This is a genomic window from Rhodococcus sp. GXMU-t2271 (genome assembly GCF_041414735.1).
GTDB classification, from domain to species: domain Bacteria; phylum Actinomycetota; class Actinomycetes; order Mycobacteriales; family Mycobacteriaceae; genus Rhodococcus; species Rhodococcus indonesiensis.
In genome coordinates this window covers 43724-65230 of sequence record NZ_JAUIZP010000006.1, presented here as the reverse complement: position 1 = coordinate 65230, position 21507 = coordinate 43724, and the positions used below count along the sequence as shown (strand labels likewise).

Genomic DNA, 21507 nt, shown 5'->3' with positions numbered 1-21507 from the left:
CGGACGCCGACGGATTGTCCGCCGTTCCGAAACTGAGGGATGATCGACGTGTGAACCACGGCGATTCCACGGACCAGCGCATCGACACCGACCCTCCCGGGTTCGCCGGGGCATCCGGCGACGGCGGAGGCGGCCTCGACGGTGCGACCGCTACCCGTTCGGCCTCGGCGCCGAGCGCCCCACCTGCCGCCACGACGCTGCAGGCCGTCGCCGACAGTCTGCCCGCGGACCGCTACCTCAATCGCGAACTGAGCTGGCTCGACTTCAACGCGCGGGTGCTCGCGCTGGCCGAGGACACGTCCCTGCCGCTGCTCGAACGCGCCAAGTTCCTCGCCATCTTCGCTTCGAATCTCGACGAGTTCTACATGGTGCGTGTCGCCGGCCTCAAGCGCCGCGCCGAGACGGGATTGTCGGTCCGCTCCGCCGACGGGCTGTCGCCACGAGCGCAACTCGCGCTCATTGCGCGCAGCACCCAGGAGATCGCGCGCCGCCACTCCCTCGTCTTCCTCGACTCGGTCCTGCCCGCCCTGACTGCCGAAGGTATTTCGATCATCCGGTGGGACGATCTGGCGGACGACGAGAAACAGCGTCTGACCGCGTACTTCGCCGAACAGGTGTTCCCGGTTCTGACCCCGCTCGCGGTCGATCCGGCGCACCCGTTCCCGTACATCAGCGGACTGAGCCTCAACCTTGCTGTCACCGTGAAGGATCGCCAGTCCGCCGGCGAGCACTTCGCCCGGGTCAAGGTGCCCGACAACGTCGACCGCTTCGTGCGGGTCCGCCGGGACGAGTCGCCGGAGGGGATCGACGCGTTCCTTCCGCTCGAGGAACTCATCGCGGCCCACCTCGACGTGCTGTTCCCCGGCATGGAAATCGTCGAGCACCATGCCTTCCGGGTCACCCGCAACGCCGACTTCGAGGTCGAGGAGGACCGCGACGAGGACCTCCTGCAGGCACTCGAGCGGGAACTCGCCCGTCGCCGTTTCGGTTCCCCGGTGCGCCTCGAGGTCGCCGACGACATGACCGAGCACATGCTCGAACTGCTGCTGCGCGAACTGGACGTCGATCCCGCCGACGTGGTGCAGTTGCCGGGACTGCTGGACCTGTCGAGTCTGTGGCAGGTGCACGGCGTCGACCGGCCCGACCTCAAGGACCGGCCGTTCGTGCCGGCCACCCACCCCGCCTTCGGCGAACGCGAGACCCCCAAGAGCGTGTTCTCGACGCTGCGCGAGGGCGACGTGCTGGTGCACCACCCCTACGATTCCTTCTCCACCAGCGTGCAACGGTTCATCGAGCAGGCCGCAGCCGACAGCCAGGTGCTCGCCATCAAGCAGACTCTCTACCGCACCTCGGGTGACTCCCCCATCGTCAACGCGCTGATCGCCGCGGCGGAAGCCGGCAAGCAGGTGGTGGCACTGGTGGAGATCAAGGCCCGCTTCGACGAACAGGCGAACATCAAGTGGGCCCGCAAGCTGGAACAGGCCGGCGTGCATGTGGTGTACGGCCTGGTGGGACTCAAGACCCACTGCAAGACGTGTCTCGTGGTCCGCCGTGAGGGCTCGCTCATCCGCCGCTACTGCCACATCGGCACCGGCAACTACAACCCGAAGACTGCGCGCCTGTACGAGGACGTCGGTCTGCTCACCGCCGCACCGGAGATCGGCGCGGACCTGACCGATCTGTTCAACACGCTCACCGGGTACTCGCGCAAGGCGAAGTACCGCAACCTGCTCGTCGCCCCGCACGGGGTGCGGTCGGGCATCATCGAACGGATCGACACCGAGATCGAGCACCACGAGGCCGGACGCGACGCCCGGATCCGGCTGAAGGCCAATGCGCTCGTCGACGAACAGGTCATCGACGCGCTGTACCGCGCCTCCCGGGCCGGGGTACCGGTGGAGATCGTCGTGCGCGGCATCTGCGCGCTCAAGCCCGGAGTGCCGGGCCTCAGTGAGAACATCACGGTGCGCTCCATTCTCGGGCGGTTCCTGGAGCACTCGCGCATCCTGCATTTCCGGGCGGCCGACGAGATCTGGATCGGCAGCGCGGACATGATGCACCGCAATCTCGATCGCCGGGTGGAGGTGATGGCCCAGGTGAAGGACCCCCGGCTCGCTGCGCAACTCGACTCGATCTTCGAGTCGGCGCTCGATCCGGCGACCCGGTGCTGGACGTTGCGGGCCGACGGCACCTGGCTCGCGTCGCCGGCACCGGGAACCGCCGCCCGCGACCACCAAGAAGAGTTCATGCGTAGCCGCAGCTCCTGATCGGAAGGATGTCGGTGTCCCCCGTTTCCGACAACGCAATGCGAGCCAACATCTTCGCCGCCGGAGCCGTCCTGTGGCGGAGGAACCCGACCGCCCGGAACCGTTTCGAAGTAGCCGTCGTGCACCGGCCGCGATACGACGACTGGTCCTTCCCCAAGGGCAAACTCGATCCCGGCGAGACAGCCGTCGTCGCCGCCGTACGCGAGATCGAGGAGGAGACCGGCATTTCGGCACGCCTCGGCCGGTATCTCGGCAAGGTCACCTACCCGGTTCCGGGGCACCGGAAGCTCAAGCGGGTGGACTACTGGGCCGCCGCGGAACGCAGCGGCCGGTTCGTCCCCAACGACGAGGTCGACGAGCTGCGCTGGCTCGCACCCGACGACGCCTTCGCGGCCCTGTCGTACCCGATGGACCATACGGTGCTGCGGCGCTTCCAGACCTTGCCGCCGGACACGGCGACGGTGCTGATCGTGCGGCACGGGAAGGCCGGCAGCCGCAAGAACCATCGCGGCGACGACCGGCACCGGCCTCTCGACGCGGCGGGCCGCGCCCAGGCCCAGGCCCTCGTTCCCCAACTGCTCGCGTTCGGCGCGGACAGTGTGGTCGCCGCGGACCGGGTGCGCTGTGTGCAGACCGTGCAGCCGCTCGCGGACCGGCTCGGGGTCGAGATCGCCGTCGAGACCTCCCTGACCGAAGAGGAATACGGCGCCGACCCGCAACTCGGACGCAAGCGAGCGCTCGAACTCGCCCAGCGCGGCGGCGTGCCGGTGATCTGCAGTCAGGGCAAGGTGATTCCGGACCTCGTGCGATGGTGGGCCGAGCACGACGGGGTGGTCGCGCCGAACACGCGCAACCGGAAGGGCAGCACCTGGGTCCTGTCGCTGGCCGGCGACCGGCTCGTCGCAGTGGACCACATCGACAGTCCACTGCCCCCTACCCCCGCCTGAACGCACGTCGGCGGCCATCGAGGGAAAACCCCCGATGGCCGCCGAACGGACGGATCCGGGCGGTAGCGCCACGCTCGGCGGCGCCCCTTCTCGGCGACGGTCTTCCGGACCCGCGCCGTGCCGGAATTGCTACTTCTTGGCGGCGGTCTTGCGGGCCGGCGCCTTCTTGGCCGCGGTGGTCTTCTTGGCCGCCGTGGTCTTCTTCGCCGCGGTGGTCTTCTTGGCCGCGGTGGTCTTGGCCGGAGCCTTGGCCGCCGTGGTCTTCTTCGCCGCGGTGGTCTTCTTGGCCGCGGTGGTCTTGGCCGGAGCCTTGGCCGCCGTGGTCTTCTTCGCCGCGGTGGTCTTCTTGGCCGCGGTGGTCTTGGCCGGAGCCTTGGCCGCCGTGGTCTTCTTCGCCGCGGTGGTCTTCTTGGCCGCGGTGGTCTTGGCCGGAGCCTTGGCCGCCGTGGTCTTCTTCGCCGCGGTGGTCTTCTTGGCCGCGGTGGTCTTGGCCGGAGCCTTGGCCGCCGTGGTCTTCTTCGCCGCGGTGGTCTTCTTGGCCGCGGTGGTCTTGGCCGGAGCCTTGGCCGCCGTGGTCTTCTTCGCCGCGGTGGTCTTCTTGGCCGCGGTGGTCTTGGCCGGAGCCTTGGCCGCCGTGGTCTTCTTCGCCGCGGTGGTCTTCTTGGCCGCGGTGGTCTTGGCCGGAGCCTTGGCCGCCGTGGTCTTCTTCGCCGCGGTGGTCTTCTTGGCCGCGGTGGTCTTGGCCGGAGCCTTGGCCGCCGTGGTCTTCTTCGCCGCGGTGGTCTTCTTGGCCGCGGTGGTCTTGGCCGGAGCCTTGGCCGCCGTGGTCTTCTTCGCCGCGGTGGTCTTCTTGGCCGCGGTGGTCTTGGCCGGAGCCTTGGCCGCCGTGGTCTTCTTCGCCGCGGTGGTCTTCTTGGCCGCGGTGGTCTTGGCCGGAGCCTTGGCCGCCGTGGTCTTCTTCGCCGCGGTGGTCTTCTTGGCCGCGGTGGTCTTGGCCGGAGCCTTGGCCGCCGTGGTCTTCTTCGCCGCGGTGGTCTTCTTGGCCGCGGTGGTCTTGGCCGGAGCCTTGGCCGCCGTGGTCTTCTTCGCCGGAGCGGCCTTGGCGGCAGTCTTCTTCGCCGCCGCGGTCTTCTTGGCGGCCGTCTTCTTCGCCGCCGCGGTCTTCTTGGCGGCGGCAGCCGCGCCGCGCTTGACGGCCGGACCCGTCGCGGGGAGCTTCTGCGAACCGGCGATGACCGCCTTGAACTGTGCGCCGGGGCGGAATGCCGGCACCGACGTCGGCTTGACCTTCACGGTCTCGCCCGTACGCGGGTTGCGGGCGACCCGGGCGGCGCGGCGGCGCTGCTCGAAGACACCGAATCCGGTGATGGTGACGCTCTTGCCCGAGTGCACTGCACGCACGATCGCGTCGACCATGTGCTCCACGGCCGCCGTTGCTGTGCGCCTGTCCGAACCGAGTTTCTCGGTCAGAACATCGATCAGCTCTGCCTTGTTCATTGCATTCCTCCGCACATTACGGTCCACCGTCAGACCGACTCGAGTCCACGGTAGACCCGCAAACGGGCAAGAGTCTATGTGCCACGCCAATTCTCATGCAAATTACCGGCGGGCCGGATCCGGGCGTCCGCCGGATCCGGCCCGCCGAGGCTCGATTCGAAGGCTCGATCAGGGTGCCGGGAGGGTGCGTGGTTTCCAAGAAGGCCTTGCGTTTTCGTACTCGGAAATCGCGTCTACCTGGCGCAACGTGAGTCCGATGTCGTCGAGACCCTCCAACAGCCGCCACCGGGTGTAGTCGTCAATGCCGAACGGCACCACGGTGGTTCCGGCGGTCACGGTACGAGCTTCGAGATCGACCTCGAGCTCCAGCCCCGGCTGCTGTTCGATGAGCTTCCAGAGCAATTCGACGTCCGGTTGTTCGACCTGAGCGGCCAGCAATCCGGCCTTGCCGGCGTTGCCCCGGAAGATGTCGGCGAAGCGGGACGAGATGACGACGCGGAAACCGTAGTCGGACAGCGCCCACACGGCGTGCTCGCGCGAGGACCCGGTGCCGAAGTCCGGCCCGGCCACCAGGACGCTGCCCCGGTCGAACGGCGGGGTGTTCAGCACGAAAGCCGGATCCGTGCGCCAGGCGGCGAACAGGCCGTCCTCGAATCCGGTTCGAGTGACCCGCTTCAGGTACACCGCGGGGATGATCTGATCGGTGTCGACGTTCGACCGGCGCAGCGGAACGCCGATTCCCTTGTGAGTGGTGAAGGCTTCCATCGAAAATTCTCCTTCGGTCCCGTGACCTAGTCCAGATCCGCCGGAGCGGAGAGAGTGCCGCGCACCGCAGTCGCCGCCGCGACCTGAGGCGAGACGAGGTGGGTGCGTCCGCCCTTGCCTTGGCGGCCTTCGAAGTTCCGGTTCGAGGTCGAAGCGCAGCGCTCACCCGGCGCCAACTGGTCCGGGTTCATGCCCAGGCACATCGAGCAGCCCGCCTGGCGCCATTCCGCCCCTGCGGCCGTGAATATCTCACCGAGACCTTCGGCTTCGGCTTGGGCACGAACGCGCATCGATCCGGGCACGACGAGCATTCGGACTCCGTCGGCGACCGTGCGGCCCCGCAGGACGTCGGCGACGGCCCGCAGATCCTCGATCCGGCCGTTGGTGCACGACCCGACGAAGACGGTGTCGACGGGCACCTCCCGCAGCGGGGTCCCGGGCTCGAGTCCCATGTACCGCAGTGCCTTCTCGGCCGCGTGACGCTCGCTCTCGTCTGCCATCGCCGCCGGATCGGGCACCGACGAACCGAGGGGCGCGCCCTGACCCGGGTTGGTGCCCCATGTGACGAAGGGCGTCAGGGCCGACCCGTCGATGCGGACCTCGGCGTCGAAAACCGCATCCTCGTCGGTCTTCAACTGTTCCCATGCCGCTACCGCGGCGTCCCAGTCCGCGCCCTGGGGCGCGTGCGGACGACCCTCCAGGAACTCGTAGGTGGTCTCGTCCGGTGCGATCATCCCGGCCCGGGCGCCCGCTTCGATGGACATGTTGCAGATGGTCATCCGCGCTTCCATCGAGAGCTTCCGGATGGCCTCGCCGCGGTACTCGAGCACGTAGCCCTGGCCGCCGCCGGTGCCGATCTCGGCGATGACCGCGAGAATCAGGTCCTTGCTCGAGACGCCGGGGGGCAGTTCGCCGTCGACGGTGATCGCCATCGTCTTGAACGGGCGCAGCGAAAGCGTCTGGGTCGCCAGCACATGCTCGACCTCACTGGTGCCGATACCCATTGCCAGGGCACCGAAGGCGCCGTGGGTGGAGGTGTGGCTGTCGCCGCACACCACGGTCGTGCCCGGCTGTGTCAGTCCGAGTTGCGGTCCGACGACATGGACGATGCCCTGCTCCACGTCCCCCATCGGGTGCAGCCGGATGCCGAACTCCTCACAGTTGCGGCGCAACGTCTCGACCTGGGTGCGTGAGACGGGGTCGGCGATGGGCTTGTCGATGTCGACCGTGGGGACGTTGTGGTCCTCGGTCGCGATGGTCAGGTCCGGGCGCCGCACGGGCCGATTCGCCAGCCGCAGGCCGTCGAACGCCTGCGGGCTCGTGACCTCGTGCACGAGATGCAGATCGATGTAGATCAGGTCCGGCTGCCGTGCCGCACCCTCTCCCGTACCGCGCACGACCACATGCTGGTCCCACACCTTCTCCGCCAGAGTCTTTCCAGCCATCTTCTCCACCTGTCGTACGTGACGAACGCGGTTCCCGTTCTCGGGCTGTCCCGGGCCGCGAATACTGTCGTCCCCGCCGGTTTCCGCGTGGGCTATGCTTCCCATTATGCGAGACGGAGGTATCGACCTATGAGACAGCATAGCGGGATCGGAGTGCTGGACAAAGCCATGGCGGTCCTCCACGCGGTGGCCCAGCAACCGTGCAACCTGACCGAACTGTGCGCTCGCACCGGACTACCCCGCGCCACCGCGCACCGCCTCGCGGTCGGGCTCGAAGTGCACCGGCTGCTCGCGCGCGACGGTGACGGCCAGTGGCGCCCGGGCCCCGGCCTGGCCGAACTGTCCGCGGGCGCGGGCGACCCACTCGTCGATGCCGCCTCGCTCGTTCTCCCACGGCTACGCGAGATCACCGGCGAGAGCGTGCAGTTGTACCGGCGGGAGGGCACGCACCGGGTGTGCGTCGCCGCCCTCGAACCACCGACCGGTCTGCGCGACACCGTCCTCGTGGGCGCGAGACTGCCGATGACCGCCGGGTCCGGCGCGCGGGTCCTGCTCGCCTGGGCCGACGCCGCGACGCAGCGGGCGATCCTGCCGGAGGCGGCATTCGGCGAGCGGGTGCTCGCCGAGGTGCGTCGGCGCGGCTGGGCGCAGAGCGTCGCCGAGCGAGAACCCGGCGTGGCCTCGGTGGCCGCACCGGTACGCGATGCCTCCGGCTCGGTCGTCGCCGCGATCTCCGTCTCGGGACCCGTCGACCGGATGGGCCGCCGGCCCGGAGCACGGTGGGCCGCGGATCTGCTCGCGGCCGCCGACGCCCTGCACAAGCGACTCTAGAAGGCTGTCGCATCCGCCGACTCCTGTGCCACAGTGCACGCATGGGAACCCACCAGCGCGCACAGATCACGATGACCGACGCCGAGATCGGCGACTTCCTCGAACGCAGCCGCGTCGCGACAATGGCGACGGTCGGCCCCGGCGGCCTCCCCCACCTGGTCGCGATGTGGTACGCGGTGCTCGACGGCGAGATCTGGTTCGAAACCAAGCTGAAGTCGCAGAAGGCGGTCAATCTGCGGCGGGACAACCGGATCAGCGCGCTCGTCGAAGACGGCCACACGTACGACACGCTGCGCGGGGTCTCGCTGGAGGGACACGCCGAAACGGTCGAGGACCGGGACGTGCTGTTCGAGGTGTGCCGCAGCGTGTGGGAACGCTACACCGGCCCCTACACCGCGGAACTGCGACCCGCGATCGAGCAGATGATGCACAAGCGCGTTGCGGTGCGAGTCGTCGCGGAACGGGTCCGGTCCTGGGACCATCGGAAACTCGGACTGCCGGCGATGCCGATCGGCGGCAGCACCGCGCCGTACCTCCTCGAGGAGCTGGAAAACCGGACGACAGACGTAGGACTGCCGAGTTAGATTTCCGATGTCCCGGCCGAGTACCGGGCGGGGGAAGGGAGACAGCGGTGAACGACCCGAACGGGAAGCGGATCGCGGAGCAGTTCCGCGCAGCCCTCGAACGCAAGAATCAGCACGCCCGCCACGGCACGGACCATCTCGACGGGAGGGCCAAGGCGCAGGCGCCGCACGGCAGCGCCGACCACCGCCGCAATTTCCGGCGCAAGAGCGGATGACGAGTACAGAACGACGAAGGTCCCTGCCGATCCGTGGATCGGCAGGGACCTTCGCGTGGTAGCCCCGACGGGATTTGAACCCGCGCTACCGCCTTGAGAGGGCGGCGTCCTAGGCCGCTAGACGACGGGGCCAGGAACTTTCACTGCTCGGAGAAGAACACCCTTCGACCTCGCGATCGAAGGATCTTCCGTGGTAGCCCCGACGGGATTTGAACCCGCGCTACCGCCTTGAGAGGGCGGCGTCCTAGGCCGCTAGACGACGGGGCCAGGAACTTTCACTGCTCGGAGAAGAACACCCTTCGACCTCGCGATCGAAGGATCTTCCGTGGTAGCCCCGACGGGATTTGAACCCGCGCTACCGCCTTGAGAGGGCGGCGTCCTAGGCCGCTAGACGACGGGGCCAGGAACTTTCACTGCTCGGAGAAGAACACCCTTCGACCTCGCGATCGAAGGATCTTCCGTGGTAGCCCCGACGGGATTTGAACCCGCGCTACCGCCTTGAGAGGGCGGCGTCCTAGGCCGCTAGACGACGGGGCCAGGAACTTCTTCTCCGTGCTCCCCCACCTTGCGGCGGAGGCTCAGCCAGCTTAACCGGCCGAGGCTCGGTGACAAAATCACCGGGCAGACGCTGGGGTACCAGGACTCGAACCTAGAATGGCTGAACCAGAATCAGCTGTGTTGCCAATTACACCATACCCCAATGGCTTGTTCCGGAGACCCGCCTCGCGGCGCTGCGGCCTCCGTTCCGAACCGAGAAGAAGGTTAGCACCATCGGTGCCCCCAATAACAAATCGCCTGGTCAAGCCGGGTGATGTGCCACCTGAGCCGGCCGCGGGAGGGCTCGCGGCCGGCCCGTGCACGACTCAGGCCGTGCGAGCGCGGGCGGCACGAAGCCGTGCCAGCGAGACGTCCCGGCCGAGCAGTTCCATCGACTCGTACAGCGGCGGACTGATGTGCGATCCCGTGAGGGCCACGCGCACCGGCGCGAAGGCCTTGCGGGGCTTGAGGCCGAGCTCGTCGATCAGCGCGGCCTTGAGGGCCTCTTCGAGGGCCGCCGCCTTCCACTCGGTCACGCCGCCGGCCGCAGCGATCGTCGCATCGAGCACGGGTGCGGCGTCGGGGCCGAGGTTCTTGGCTGCGGCCGCCTCGTCGAGGACGAAGTCGGCCTCGTCGACGTAGAGGAACTTCAGCAGGTCCCACGCGTCCGACAACACCACGATGCGGGTCTGGACCAGCTCGGCCGCCTCCGCGAACCGGGCGCTGTCGACATCCGCGCCGATGCGGCCGTGCTCCACGAGGAACGACTTCAGCCGTGCCGTGAAGTCGGCCGGTTCGAGCAGCCGGATGTGCTCGGCGTTGATGGCGTCTGCCTTCTTCTGGTCGAACCGCGCCGGGTTCGAGTTGACCTTGCCGATGTCGAAGGCGGCCACCATCTCGTCGAGCGAGAAGACGTCACGGTCGTCGGCCAGTCCCCAGCCGAGGAGCGCGAGGTAGTTGAGGAGCCCCTCGGCGATGAAGCCGCGGTCGCGGTGGATGAACAGATTGGACTCGGGGTCGCGCTTGGAGAGCTTCTTGTTGCCCTGCCCCATCACGAACGGCAGGTGACCGAACTCGGGCGTGAAATCGGTCACGCCGATGCGCTGCAGCGCCTCGTAGAGGGCGAGCTGACGCGGCGTCGACGAGAGCAGGTCTTCGCCGCGCAGCACGTGGGTGATCCGCATGAGGGCATCGTCCACGGGGTTGACCAGCGTGTAGAGCGGGATGCCGTTGCCGCGGGTCAGCGCGAAGTCGGGCACGGTGCCGGCCTTGAACGTGGTCTCACCGCGCACCAGATCGTTCCAGGCCAGGTCGTGATCGGGCATGCGCAGGCGCACCACGGGCTTACGCCCCTCCTCGCGGTACGCCTGCCGCTGCTCGGCGGTCAGATCGCGGTCGTAGTTGTCGTAGCCGAGCTTCGGGTCGCGGCCGGCAGCGCGGTGGCGTGCCTCGACCTCCTCCGGCGTGGAGAACGACTCGTACGCCTCGCCTGCGTCGAGCAGCCGGGCGACGACGTCGAGGTGCAGGTCGCGCCGCTGCGACTGCCGGTACGGCTCGTACGGGCCGCCCACCTCGGGGCCCTCGTCCCAGTCGAGCCCGAGCCACCGGAGCGCGTCGAGGATCGCCTGGTACGACTCCTCGGTGTCGCGGGCGGCGTCGGTGTCCTCGATGCGGAACACGAAGGTGCCGCCGTGGTGACGGGCGAAAGCCCAGTTGAACAGGGCGGTGCGCACGAGGCCCACGTGCGGGGTTCCGGTCGGGGACGGACAGAAACGAACGCGTACTTCGCTGTTGGTCATGGCTCACTCGGGTCGAGGGATCGAAAAGACCCCTCCAGGCTAGTCCCGACCGGTCGCGAAGCCGCGGCCTACCTGCGCTTGGCGGTCACCGGGTTCGTCAGCGTGCCGATGCCCTCGACGGTGATCGAGACGGTGTCGCCGTCGACGATCGGTCCGACGCCCTCCGGGGTGCCGGTGAGGATCACATCGCCCGGCAACAGGGTCATCACCGCCGAGACCCACTCGATCAGCTTCGGAATGTCGTGCACCATCAACGACGTTCGGCTGCGCTGACGCGTCTGTCCGTCGACCTGCGCGGTGATCTCGAGATCCGTGGGATCGATGTCCGTCTCGATCCAGGGCCCGAGGGGGCAGAACGTGTCGTGTCCCTTGGCTCGCGTCCACTGTCCGTCCTGCTGCTGATGGTCACGCGCCGAGACGTCGTTGGCCACCGTGTAGCCGAGGACCACGTCTTGCGCCTTCGCAGCCGGAACGTCCTTGCAGGGACGGCCGATGACGACGGCGAGTTCGGCCTCGTGGTGGACGAGGTTGCTGCTCGGTGGGAGCACGATCGGCGCCCCCGGGCCGACGATGGAGGTGTTCGGCTTGAGGAAGATCACCGGCTCGTCGGGGACGTCGTTGCCGGACTCGGCCGCGTGGGCGGCGTAGTTGCGGCCGACGCAGACCACCTTGCTCGCCAGGATCGGCGCAAGGAGCCGGACGTCGGCGAGCGGCCAGCTGCGGCCGGTGAAGGTCGGGGTGCCGAAAGGATGTTCGGCGATCTCCTTCGCGATCGCGGCGTCCCCCTCCCCCTCGATGCTGACGAAGGCGACACCGTCCGGGCTGGCAATTCGACCAAGGCGCATGCCGGGGAGTCTATCCGTGCGGCCGCCCGCGGCCCTGCGGACCACGTCGCGCAGGTATAGGCTCCCACGCAGAAGTTCATTCTACGGGATTTTCGTTTCAGATAGTGAGACAACATGACGGTTCGGGACATCGGCGCGCGGCGCTGGGTCATCCTGGCGCTCGGCGTGTTCGCGCAGGCGGCTCAGGCGGTCCTCGTCAACGGCGCCGCCTTCCTCATCCCCACGCTCCACGAGGATTGGGGCCTCACGCTTGCGCAAGCCGGAACACTTTCCGCTGCACCGATATTCGGAGTCGTCTTCAGTCTCGTTGCATGGGGCGCCCTTGCCGACCGGTACGGCGAGCGGCGGGTCCTGGCCGCAGGACTCGCCCTGGCCGCGGCGGCTGCGGCGGCGGCCGGTGTCAGCGGGACAGCGCCGATGCTCGCGCTCATGCTGGCCCTCGGCGGCGCCGCCGCAGCGAGTGCCAACGCCGCGAGCGGTCGCGTCGTCGTCGGCTGGTTCCCACCGCACCAGCGCGGTCTCGCCATGGGGATCCGGCAGATGTCGTTACCCCTCGGCGTCGCCGTCGCCGCGCTGACAATTCCCCCGCTCGCACGCGACCACGGGATCGGCGCTGCGCTGGCCTTCTCCGCGGTGGTCTGCGCCGCCGCGGCGGTCGCGTGCGCGATCGGCATCGTCGATCCACCGCGGCCGGAACGCGGCCGGGCCGCCGAACTCGGCCTGCTCGACAACCCCTATCGGGCCGGGCGGTCGCTGCAGCGGATACACGCGGCGTCGGTGCTGCTGGTGGTGCCGCAGTACGTGGTGTGGACCTACGCGCTGGTGTGGCTGATCTCCGAGCGCGGCTGGGCCGAGTCCGCGGCGGGCCTGGTCATCACCGCCGCGCAGTTTCTCGGTGCACTCGGCCGTGTCGGCGCGGGGATGTGGTCCGACCGGGCCGGCAGCCGCCTGCGGCCGCTGCGCATCGTGGCGCTGTCGGTGGTGCTGTCCATGGCCGTGTTCGCCGCCGCCGCACTCACCGATTCGGCGGTGGCCGTCGCGCTCCTGATCGTGGCTTCGGTGACGACGGTGGCGCCGAACGGGCTGGCTTTCACCGCGGTCGCCGAGATCGCGGGACCGTTCTGGGGCGGCCGCGCGCTCGGCATCCAGAACACCGGCCAGTTCGTTGCAGCGGCGTGCGTGGGACCCGCTTTCGGCGGACTCATCGCGCTGGCCGGCTTCCCCGCGGCGTTCGCGCTGGCCGCGCTGATCCCCGCCGCCGCGGTACCGCTGGTCCCCCGCACCTGAGCCGGTGCGGCCTTCCGGGCTCTCCGGGAGGCCGCACCGGGACGGGGTCAGAGGGCGGCAGCGATGCGGTCGCCGACCTCCGTCGTCACGATCGGACCCGTGCCGCGGGCGGCGAGGTCCGCCTCGACCGCACGCTCGACCCGGGTCGCCTCGTCCGCCCGGCCGAGGTGGCGCAGCAGCAGGGCGACCGACAGGATCGCCGCGGTCGGGTCGGCGATGCCCTTGCCCGCGATGTCCGGGGCGCTGCCGTGGACCGGCTCGAACATCGACGGGTTGGTGCCCGAGGCGTCGATGTTGCCGCTGGCCGCCAGCCCGATGCCACCGGTGACCGCACCGGCGAGATCGGTGACGATGTCGCCGAACAGGTTGTCGGTCACGATCACGTCGAACCGGCCCGGGTCGTCGACCATGTAGATGGTGGCGGCGTCGATGTGGCAGTAGGCCGTCTCGACGTCCGGGTACTGCGCACCCACCGTCTCGACCGCACGCGTCCAGATGGCACCGGCGTTGGAAAGCACGTTGGTCTTGTGGATCAGGGTCAGGTGCTTGCGGCGACTCTGTGCGAGCTCGAAGGCGTAACGCACGACGCGTTCGGCTCCGAACCAGGTGTTGATCGAGACCTCGGTGGCGATCTCGTGGGGGGTGCCGACGCGGATGGCACCGCCGTTGCCGGTGTAGGGGCCCTCGGTGCCCTCCCGCACCACGACGAAGTCGATTTCCGGCTGCGCCGCGAGCGGCGACTTCGCCCCCGGGTACAACCGCGACGGCCGCAGATTGACATGGTGATCGAGCGCGAACCGCATGTTCAGCAGCAGCCCCCGCTCCAGCACGCCCGGGGTGACGGAGGGGTCGCCGATGGCGCCGAGCAGGATTGCGTCGTGCGCGCGGATCGCCGCCAGGTCGGCGTCCGGGAGCAGTTCCCCGGTGGCGTTGTACCGCCGGGCACCGAGGTCGTACTCGGTGGTCTCGAGGTCGGGGACCAGCCTTCCGAGGACCTTGAGGGCCTCTGCCGTGACCTCGACACCGATGCCGTCACCGGGGATGACCGCTAGCTTCATGGACACACTCTCTTCCTCTTCGCGACGATGGCCGCGACCGTGTTCGACGATCGCGGCCATCGGGTACAGCGGGGGTGGTTCAGGACAGGTCGACCTGCGCGACGCGGGCGTCGAGCTGCTCCACGATCTGCGCGATCTCGGCGTCGCCGACGACCCGGTCGACCCGCAGGATCACCGTGGCGCCGGGTCCTTCGACGTCCTGGCTCAAGGCCGCCGCCTGGATGTCGATCCCGGCGTTGCCGAGGACCGTGCCGAGGACCCCGAGCACGCCCGGGCGGTCCTCGTAGTGGACGACGAGGTTGTGGCCCTCGGCACGCAGGTCGAAGCTGCGGCCGTTGATGTTGACGATCTTCTCGATCTGCTGCAGGCCGGTCAGCGCACCGGTGACCGTGGTGACGAGTCCGTCGGCGGCCACGGCGCGGACCTCCACGGCGCTGCGGTGCGTCGAGGCCTCGCTGTGCTTGTCGACCTCCACACTCACGCCGCGCTGTTCGGCGAGGGCGGGGGCGTTGACGAAGGTGACCGGCTCGTCGCTGCTGGCGGAGAACAGCCCGCGCAGTGCCGCAAGGCCCAGGATCTCGACGTTCTCTGCGGACAGCTCACCGCTGGCGACGACCTGCACGTTCTGCACGGCCTCGGGCGACAGCGTGCCGGCGATCAGACCCAGCTTGCGCACGAGCTCGAGCCACGGTGCGACCTCCTCGCCGACCGGGCCGCCGGAGACGTTCACGGCGTCCGGGACGAACTCGCCGGCCAGGGCCAGCAGCACACTCTTGGCGACGTCGGTGCCGGCGCGGTCCTGGGCCTCGGTCGTGGAGGCGCCGAGGTGCGGGGTGACGACGGTGTTGTCGAGGTCGAACAGCTTCGAGTCCGTGCAGGGTTCGGAGTGGAAGACGTCGAGGCCGGCGGCGCGAACCTTGCCGGAGACGAGGGCGTCGTGGAGGGCGTCCTCGTCGATGAGGCCACCGCGGGCGGCGTTGACGATGATGACGCCGTCCTTGGCCCGCGCGAGCCGCTCGGCGTTGATCAGGCCTGCCGTCTCCTTGGTCTTGGGCAGGTGCACGGAGATGAAGTCGGCGCGCTCGATCAGCTCGTCGATGTCGACCAGTTCGATCCCGAGCTGGGCGGCGCGGGCCGGCGGCAGATAGGGGTCGTAGGCGATGACGTGGGTCTCGAAGGCGGCGAGGCGCTGCGCGAACAGCTGTCCGATCCGGCCCAGGCCGACGACGCCGACGGTCTTGCCCAGGATCTCGGTGCCGTTGAAGCTCGACCGCTTCCAGGTGCGCTCACGCAGCGTGCGGTCGGCGGCAGGGATCTGCCGCGCCGTGGCCATCAGCAGCGCCACGGCGTGCTCGGCGGCCGAATGGATGTTCGACGTCGGAGCGTTGACGACCATCACACCGCGTTCGGTGGCGGCCGGGATGTCGACGTTGTCGAGGCCGACGCCGGCGCGACCGACGATCTTCAGCTTCGTGGCGGCGGCGAGGACCTCGGCGTCGACCGTGGTCGCCGAACGGACCAGCAGGGCGTCCGCCTCGGGCACCGCCGCGAGCAGCGCGGGACGGTCCGGGCCGTCGACCCAGCGCACCTCGACGCCGTCACCGAGCGCATCGACGGTCGACTGCGCCAGCTTGTCGGCGATCAGGACAACGGGACGGCCATTCTGGCTCACGTGCGAACTCCCCTGTGGTTGGTTTGTCTGACGGGTCGTCGACGGCGCCGCACCCCGAGGTGCGCGAAGCGGCCGTGACCCGGCTCAGTTTAGTGCGTACGTGTCGCTTCCGGACCGCCACCCTGCGAGCCGCAGTGGATTTCGCGGCGGACGCGCCGCCGCCGGGAACGCCCGATCGGCGGCGCGCGCCGGCCGGCACCGGCCCCGGGGGCTCAGCGCCGGCGATTCCTCCTGCGCGGCAGCGACTTCGGCGCCCGACCGGTGGTGTGATCAGGGTTACCGCGCGGCGCGGATCCCGGGGACGGCGACGACGCGCAGTGCCGGAACGCGACGACCGCTGTCCGCACAGTGGGATAGAAGCGGTCGGGGGTGAACCGGTCCCCCACTCCGAACTGCACGAGCCGGTCCTTGATGGGGCCTTTCATGGCGGCGAAGGCCAGGTGGATCTTCTTGCCGGCCAGGTATCGGTCCAGGTCGACGAGTTCGTCGACGGCGGTGGTGTCGAGCCCGGTGATCGGTTCGGCAGCGATCACGACCCATTCGACCGGCTCGGGCGATTTCGCAACCAGCGAGCGGACGTAGTCGTCGAAGATCGAACCGTTGGCGAAGAACAGCGGGGCGTCGAACCGCACGAGCAGCAGACCGGGGATGCGATGCCCTTCGGGGTGACGGTTGATGTCGTGGAAGCCCGCGACGCGGGTCAGCTCGACGAGCTCGGTGCGGTACGGCGACCATGCGTGCCACACGACGGCGACGAACGAGAGCCCGATGGCGACGAGAATCCCCTCCAGGACCCCGACGAGCGCCACCCCGAGGAAGGCTGCCGCCGCGAGACCGGCCTCGAGCCGGCTCATCCGCCACATGCGGATCACCCCGCGCACGTCGATGAGGGCCGACGCCGCGACCAGCACGACCGCCGCGAGTGTCGCCTCGGGCAGATAGGCGGTCACGCCGGGCGCGAGCAGCACGAACAGCAGGACAGCGACGGCACCGACCACCCCGACGAGCTGGGTGCGGGCGCCGTTCTGCTCGGCGACGGGCGTGCGGGACGAGCTGGCCGAGATGGGGAATCCCCCGAGCAGACCGGTCGCGACGTTGGCGGCGCCGATGGCCTTCATCTCGGTACTGCCGTCCACGTCGTCGCCGCGGCGGGCCGCGAAGGTCCGCGACAGCACCCCCGTGTCCGCGAACGCGATGAGCGCGATGCCGGCTGCCGGGCCGAGCAGCGCGAGCACGTCTTCCCAGCTCACCGCGGCCACGGCAGGTGCCGGCAACCCGGACGGCAGCGCGCCGACCATGGCGATCTGCTCCGGTAGGCCGAGCAGCGAGGACACCACACACGCTCCGGCCACCGCGACCAGGACACCCGGGATGCGCACCCGCAGGAGTCGGAACGCCACGATCACCGCCAGGGACACCACACCGACGGCGGTGGCGACGGGGTCGACGTCACCCGCGGCGACCGCCCGGACGATCGCGGCGAGGTCCTGAGCCAGCCCCGGTTCGTCGATCGCGAAGCCGAACAGTGTCGGCAGCTGCCCGACCACGACGACCAGCGCGATGCCGTTGAGGTAACCGAGCCTGATGGGTTTGGACAGCAGTTCGGTGACGAAACCGAGCCGCAGGAAGCCGGCGACGACGAGGATCACGCCCACGAGCAGGGCCAGGACTCCAGCGAGGGCAAGGGCTTCCTGCGGATCGCCCGTCGCGGCGAGCGGGAGCACCGCCGCGGCGATGAGCGGGGTGAGGGCCGAATCGGGGCCGAGCACAAGCACTTTCGACGGCCCCAGCAGGGCGTACACCAGCATCGGGACGATCGTGGCGTACAACCCGGCGTAGGCGGGCAACCCGGCCGCCGTCGCGTAACCCATGCCCGCGGGAACGAGCAGCGCGGTGAGCGCCAGGCCGGCGGTGAAGTCGGGGCGCAGCCACTCCCGCCGGTAGGTGCGGGCCGCGACGACCCCCGGCAGCTTTCCCAGACCCCAGGACATCAGGGCATTATCCACCCTCGAACGCCGACGGCCCGGCACCACAGCGGTGCCGGGCCGTCGAAGCGGCGGGATCCGATCAGGCGGTCTCGGTGATCGGCCGGTCCACCCAGCTCATCAGGTCGCGCAGCTGCTTGCCGACGACCTCGATGCCGTGCTCGGCGTTCTTCTTGCGCAGGCCCTCGAGCTCCTTGTTGCCACCCTCGACGTTGGCGACGAGACGCTTGACGAAGGTGCCGTCCTGGATGTCCTTCAGGATCTCCTTCATGCGCTCCTTGGTGCCGGCGTCGATGACGCGCGGGCCGGAGAGGTAGCCACCGAACTCCGCGGTGTCGGACACCGAGTAGTTCATGCGGGCGATGCCACCCTCGTACATGAGGTCGACGATGAGCTTGAGCTCGTGGAGAACCTCGAAGTACGCCATCTCGGGGGCGTAGCCCGCCTCGACCATGACGTCGAAGCCGGTCTTGACCAGTTCCTCGGTGCCACCGCAGAGGACGGCCTGCTCACCGAACAGGTCGGTCTCGGTCTCTTCCTTGAAGGTGGTCTTGATGACGCCGGCGCGGGTGCCGCCGATGCCCTTGGCGTAGGACAGCGCCAGCGCCTGGCCCTCGCCCTTCGGGTCCTGGTGCACGGCGATGAGCGCGGGCACACCCTTGCCGTCGACGAACTGCCGGCGCACGAGGTGGCCGGGGCCCTTGGGGGCGACCATGGCGACCGTGACGTTCTCCGGCGCCTCGATGAGACCGAAGTGGATGTTGAGGCCGTGGCCGAAGAACAGCGCGTCGCCGTCCTTCAGGTTGGGCTCGATGTCGTTCTTGAAGATCGACGCCTGCGCGGTGTCGGGCGCGAGCACCATGATGACGTCGGCCCACTCCGAGACCTCGGCGGGGGTACCGACGGCGAGGCCGGCCTCCTCGGCCTTGGCCCGCGACTTCGAGCCTTCCTTCAGGCCGATGCGCACCTCGACGCCGGAGTCGCGCAGGCTCAGCGAGTGCGCGTGTCCCTGGCTGCCGTAGCCGATCACCGCGACCTTGCGGCCCTGGATGATCGACAGATCGGCGTCGTCGTCGTAGAACATCTCGACTGCCACAGTTGTTACCTCTCTCAGCAAATAAGGGTGTGTTCAGGCTAACGGGTGGCCGTGATCGACTTCGGACCGCGTCCGACCGCGACGACCCCGGACTGCACGATCTCGCGGATGCCGTAGGGCTCGAGCATCCGCAGCAGGGCGTCGAGCTTGGAGCGGGTACCGGTGGCCTCGATGGTGAGCGATTCGGGTGAGACGTCGATCACCTTGGCGCGGAACAGATTCACCGTCTCGATGACCTGCGTGCGCACGCTCGCGTCCGCCCGCACCTTGATCAGCAGCAGCTCGCGGGCGACCGAGGCATCCTCTTCCTGCTCGACGATCTTGATGACATTGACGAGCTTGTTGAGCTGCTTGGTCACCTGCTCGAGCGGAAACTCCTCGACGGTCACGACGATCGTCATCCGGGAGATCTCCGGGATCTCGGTGCCGCCCACCGCGAGGGACTCGATGTTGAACCCGCGGCGGGAGAACAGGCTCGCCACGCGGGCCAGCACGCCCGGCTTGTCCTCGACGAGAACGCTGAGGGTGTGACTGGTGCTCACTGACGATCCTCTCCTGGTGCTGCGGCACCGCGCTGTTCCGGGTGCCGCTCGTGCTCGAGTGCCTCGTGGATGACGGCCGGCTCCGCGGCGGCCTCGTCCTCGTCGAAGAGCGGACGGATGCCCCGCGCCGCCATGATCTCGTCGTTGCTGGTACCGGCGGCGACCATCGGCCACACCTGGGCGTCCTGACCGACGATGAAGTCGATGACGACCGGCCGGTCGTCGATGGACTGCGCCCGGCGGATCGCCTCCTCGACGTCCTCCTCGCGCTCGACCCGGATGCCGACACAGCCGAGCGCCTCGGCCAGCTTGACGAAGTCGGGGATGCGCAGGGTGTGGGTGGACAGATCGGTGTTCGAGTACCGCTCCTCGTAGAACAGCGTCTGCCACTGCCGGACCATGCCGAGGTTGCCGTTGTTGATGAGCGCGACCTTGATCGGCACTCCCTCGACCGCGCAGGTCGCCAGCTCCTGGTTCGTCATCTGGAAGCAACCGTCACCGTCGATGGCCCACACCTCGGCGTCGGGCACGCCCATCTTGGCGCCCATGGCCGCCGGCACGGCGTAGCCCATGGTGCCCAACCCACCGGAGTTGAGCCAGGTGCGCGGCTTCTCGTAGTCGATGAACTGCGCAGCCCACATCTGGTGCTGCCCGACGCCGGCGCAGTAGATGGCGTCCGGTCCGGCGAGCTTGCCGACCATCTGGATCACGTACTCCGGCGAGAGCATGCCGTCGGCCGGCCGGTCGTAGCTGAGCGGGTAGGTGCGCCGGATCCCGTCGAGGTACTCCCACCACTGGGCGTAGTCGAGCGTCGTACCCGTCGCGAGATCCGCCCGGATCGCCTCGATCAGCTCGACGATCACTTCCTTGCAGTCACCCACGATCGGCACGTCGGCGTGCCGGTTCTTGCCGATCTCGGCCGGGTCGATGTCCGCGTGGATGACCTTCGCGTCGGGCGCGAACGAGTCGAGCTGACCGGTGACGCGGTCGTCGAACCGCGCACCGAGCGTGATCAGCAGATCGGATCGCTGGAGGGCGGCAACCGCCGCGACGGTGCCGTGCATGCCGGGCATGCCGCAGTTGAGCTGATGGGTGTCGGGGAAGGCGCCGCGGGCCATCAGGGTCGTGACGACCGGGATGCCGGTGAGCTCGGCCAACTCGAGCAGCTCCGGAGAGGCCTCCGCCTTGATGACGCCGCCGCCGATGTACAGCACGGGCGACTTCGCCTCGGCGATCAGACGGGCAGCCTCACGGACCTGCTTGCCGTGCGGCTTGGTGACGGGACGGTAGCCGGGCAGGTGCATCTCCGGCGGCCAGCTGAAGGTGGTCTGGGCCTGCAGGATGTCCTTCGGGATGTCCACCAGGACGGCACCGGGACGGCCGGAGGCGGCGAGGTAGAACGCCTCGGCGAGGACGCGGGGGATCTCGGCGCCGTCGGTCACGAGGAAGTTGTGCTTGGTGACGGGCATGGTGATGCCCGAGATGTCGGCTTCCTGGAAGGCGTCGGTGCCGATCAGACCGCGGCCGACCTGACCCGTGATCGCCACGACGGGAACGGAGTCCATCTGCGCGTCGGCGAGCGGCGTGACGAGGTTCGTGGCGCCGGGGCCGGAGGTGGCCATGCACACGCCGACCTTGCCGGAGGCCTGGGCGTATCCGGTCGCGGCGTGGCCGGCGCCCTGTTCGTGGCGGACCAGCACGTGCCGGACCTTCCGCGAGTCGAACAGCGGATCGTAGACGGGAAGGATCGCACCGCCCGGAATGCCGAAGACCGTGTCGACGTCGAGCTCCTCGAGGGCTCGGACCACCGACTGGGCGCCGGTGACCCGCTCGGGGGCGACCTGGCGTCGGGTACCGGGCTGGGCGGCCGCGGCCGCGGGCGACGGGGCTGCGGCCCCGGGCTTGCGCGGCGACGGTTGAGGCCTTGCGGTTGGTGCGCTCACTGCGATTCCTCTGGTTCTGGCTCCGGGCAACAAAAAACCCCCGTCAGCAGTATCTGCTGTACGAGGGTGGCGCGTCGTGGGCGAGTTGCGAGAAGCGGCTCAGGCGACGACGCGCCGGCCGATTACGAGCAACCCATTCTGATTCACGCGCTCGACGGTAGGCGCGCGAACGTCCGACAGTCAACTTGGTTC

16 protein-coding genes, 5 tRNA genes and 1 pseudogene are annotated in these 21507 nt (G+C 69.1%); 6 read left to right on the top strand and 16 right to left on the bottom strand.

Annotated features, from left to right (window positions below; genetic code table 11):
• Nucleotides 1-50: 50 nt before the first annotated feature.
• Together QYS60_RS03605 and QYS60_RS03600 are read left to right on the top strand one after the other, a co-directional pair.
• The gene (locus tag QYS60_RS03605; RefSeq protein WP_289380758.1) at nucleotides 51-2267 is read left to right on the top strand and encodes an RNA degradosome polyphosphate kinase; all 2217 of its coding nucleotides are present in this window, start codon (nucleotides 51-53) and stop codon (nucleotides 2265-2267) included.
• An 8-nt stretch (nucleotides 2268-2275) separates the two neighbouring features.
• Nucleotides 2276-3214 (top strand): bifunctional NUDIX hydrolase/histidine phosphatase family protein, encoded by a 939-nt coding sequence (locus tag QYS60_RS03600; RefSeq protein ID WP_289380757.1) that lies wholly within the window; start codon nucleotides 2276-2278, stop codon nucleotides 3212-3214.
• 723 nt (nucleotides 3215-3937) lie between these two features.
• On the opposite strand, the pseudogene QYS60_RS03595 reads toward QYS60_RS03600, so the two are convergent.
• The 3 genes and pseudogenes from QYS60_RS03595 to leuC form a co-directional block, all read right to left on the bottom strand.
• Nucleotides 3938-4711, bottom strand: a pseudogene (locus QYS60_RS03595) (HU family DNA-binding protein); the annotation flags it as partial.
• Between the two features lie 168 nt (nucleotides 4712-4879).
• Nucleotides 4880-5476 (bottom strand): 3-isopropylmalate dehydratase small subunit, encoded by a 597-nt coding sequence (leuD, locus tag QYS60_RS03590; protein WP_003937002.1) that lies wholly within the window; start codon nucleotides 5474-5476, stop codon nucleotides 4880-4882.
• 26 nt (nucleotides 5477-5502) lie between these two features.
• Entirely contained in the window at nucleotides 5503-6930 is a 1428-nt protein-coding gene (gene leuC / locus QYS60_RS03585; protein ID WP_371382456.1) for a 3-isopropylmalate dehydratase large subunit, read from the bottom strand.
• Nucleotides 6931-7050: 120 nt separating this feature from the next.
• Here leuC and QYS60_RS03580 point away from each other — a divergent pair, with 120 nt between their 5' ends.
• The 3 genes from QYS60_RS03580 to QYS60_RS03570 are packed head-to-tail and all read left to right on the top strand — an operon-like array spanning nucleotide 7051 to nucleotide 8551.
• Nucleotides 7051-7752, top strand: a complete 702-nt coding sequence (locus QYS60_RS03580; protein WP_003937000.1) for an IclR family transcriptional regulator — start codon at nucleotides 7051-7053, stop codon at nucleotides 7750-7752.
• Between the two features lie 41 nt (nucleotides 7753-7793).
• Complete coding sequence (locus QYS60_RS03575; protein ID WP_003936999.1) at nucleotides 7794-8336, top strand: pyridoxamine 5'-phosphate oxidase family protein; 543 nt, start codon at nucleotides 7794-7796, stop codon at nucleotides 8334-8336.
• Between the two features lie 47 nt (nucleotides 8337-8383).
• Nucleotides 8384-8551 (top strand): DUF5302 domain-containing protein, encoded by a 168-nt coding sequence (locus QYS60_RS03570; RefSeq protein ID WP_003936998.1) that lies wholly within the window; start codon nucleotides 8384-8386, stop codon nucleotides 8549-8551.
• A gap of 56 nt (nucleotides 8552-8607) precedes the next feature.
• On the opposite strand, the gene QYS60_RS03565 is transcribed toward QYS60_RS03570, so the two are convergent.
• The 7 genes from QYS60_RS03565 to QYS60_RS03535 all read right to left on the bottom strand — a co-directional run bounded on the left by QYS60_RS03565 (nucleotide 8608) and on the right by QYS60_RS03535 (nucleotide 11732).
• A tRNA-Glu gene (locus QYS60_RS03565) sits at nucleotides 8608-8683 on the bottom strand.
• 59 nt (nucleotides 8684-8742) lie between these two features.
• Nucleotides 8743-8818: transfer RNA gene (locus QYS60_RS03560), tRNA-Glu, on the bottom strand.
• Between the two features lie 59 nt (nucleotides 8819-8877).
• Nucleotides 8878-8953, bottom strand: a tRNA-Glu gene (locus QYS60_RS03555).
• Between the two features lie 59 nt (nucleotides 8954-9012).
• Nucleotides 9013-9088, bottom strand: a tRNA-Glu gene (locus QYS60_RS03550).
• Nucleotides 9089-9179: 91 nt separating this feature from the next.
• Nucleotides 9180-9251, bottom strand: a tRNA-Gln gene (locus QYS60_RS03545).
• Nucleotides 9252-9414: 163 nt separating this feature from the next.
• The gene (gltX, locus tag QYS60_RS03540) at nucleotides 9415-10887 is read right to left on the bottom strand and encodes a glutamate--tRNA ligase (protein WP_371382455.1); all 1473 of its coding nucleotides are present in this window, start codon (nucleotides 10885-10887) and stop codon (nucleotides 9415-9417) included.
• A 68-nt stretch (nucleotides 10888-10955) separates the two neighbouring features.
• Nucleotides 10956-11732 carry a fumarylacetoacetate hydrolase family protein gene (locus QYS60_RS03535; RefSeq protein ID WP_371382454.1) on the bottom strand — a complete coding sequence of 259 codons (777 nt, stop codon included), beginning with the start codon at nucleotides 11730-11732 and terminating at the stop codon, nucleotides 10956-10958.
• A 114-nt stretch (nucleotides 11733-11846) separates the two neighbouring features.
• Between QYS60_RS03535 and QYS60_RS03530 the strand changes: the two genes are divergently transcribed.
• Entirely contained in the window at nucleotides 11847-13019 is a 1173-nt protein-coding gene (locus tag QYS60_RS03530) for an MFS transporter (RefSeq protein WP_054373635.1), read from the top strand.
• A 47-nt stretch (nucleotides 13020-13066) separates the two neighbouring features.
• Here QYS60_RS03530 and QYS60_RS03525 read toward each other — a convergent pair whose 3' ends face one another.
• The 6 genes from QYS60_RS03525 to QYS60_RS03500 form a co-directional block, all read right to left on the bottom strand.
• Nucleotides 13067-14077, bottom strand: a complete 1011-nt coding sequence (locus QYS60_RS03525) for a 3-isopropylmalate dehydrogenase (protein ID WP_003936994.1) — start codon at nucleotides 14075-14077, stop codon at nucleotides 13067-13069.
• Between the two features lie 79 nt (nucleotides 14078-14156).
• Nucleotides 14157-15749 carry a phosphoglycerate dehydrogenase gene (gene serA / locus QYS60_RS03520; protein ID WP_054373636.1) on the bottom strand — a complete coding sequence of 531 codons (1593 nt, stop codon included), beginning with the start codon at nucleotides 15747-15749 and terminating at the stop codon, nucleotides 14157-14159.
• A gap of 212 nt (nucleotides 15750-15961) precedes the next feature.
• Entirely contained in the window at nucleotides 15962-17740 is a 1779-nt protein-coding gene (locus QYS60_RS03515) for a SulP family inorganic anion transporter (protein WP_371382453.1), read from the bottom strand.
• A gap of 76 nt (nucleotides 17741-17816) precedes the next feature.
• Nucleotides 17817-18818, bottom strand: coding sequence for a ketol-acid reductoisomerase (gene ilvC, locus QYS60_RS03510; protein WP_193788782.1), 1002 nt, complete (start codon nucleotides 18816-18818; stop codon nucleotides 17817-17819).
• 50 nt (nucleotides 18819-18868) lie between these two features.
• A complete protein-coding gene (ilvN, locus tag QYS60_RS03505; RefSeq protein WP_003936990.1) occupies nucleotides 18869-19372 on the bottom strand; it encodes an acetolactate synthase small subunit in 504 nt (167 codons plus the stop codon).
• Nucleotides 19369-21315, bottom strand: coding sequence for an acetolactate synthase large subunit (locus QYS60_RS03500; RefSeq protein ID WP_081005260.1), 1947 nt, complete (start codon nucleotides 21313-21315; stop codon nucleotides 19369-19371). The genes ilvN and QYS60_RS03500 overlap by 4 nt, the downstream gene beginning before the upstream one ends.
• Nucleotides 21316-21507 lie beyond the last annotated feature (192 nt).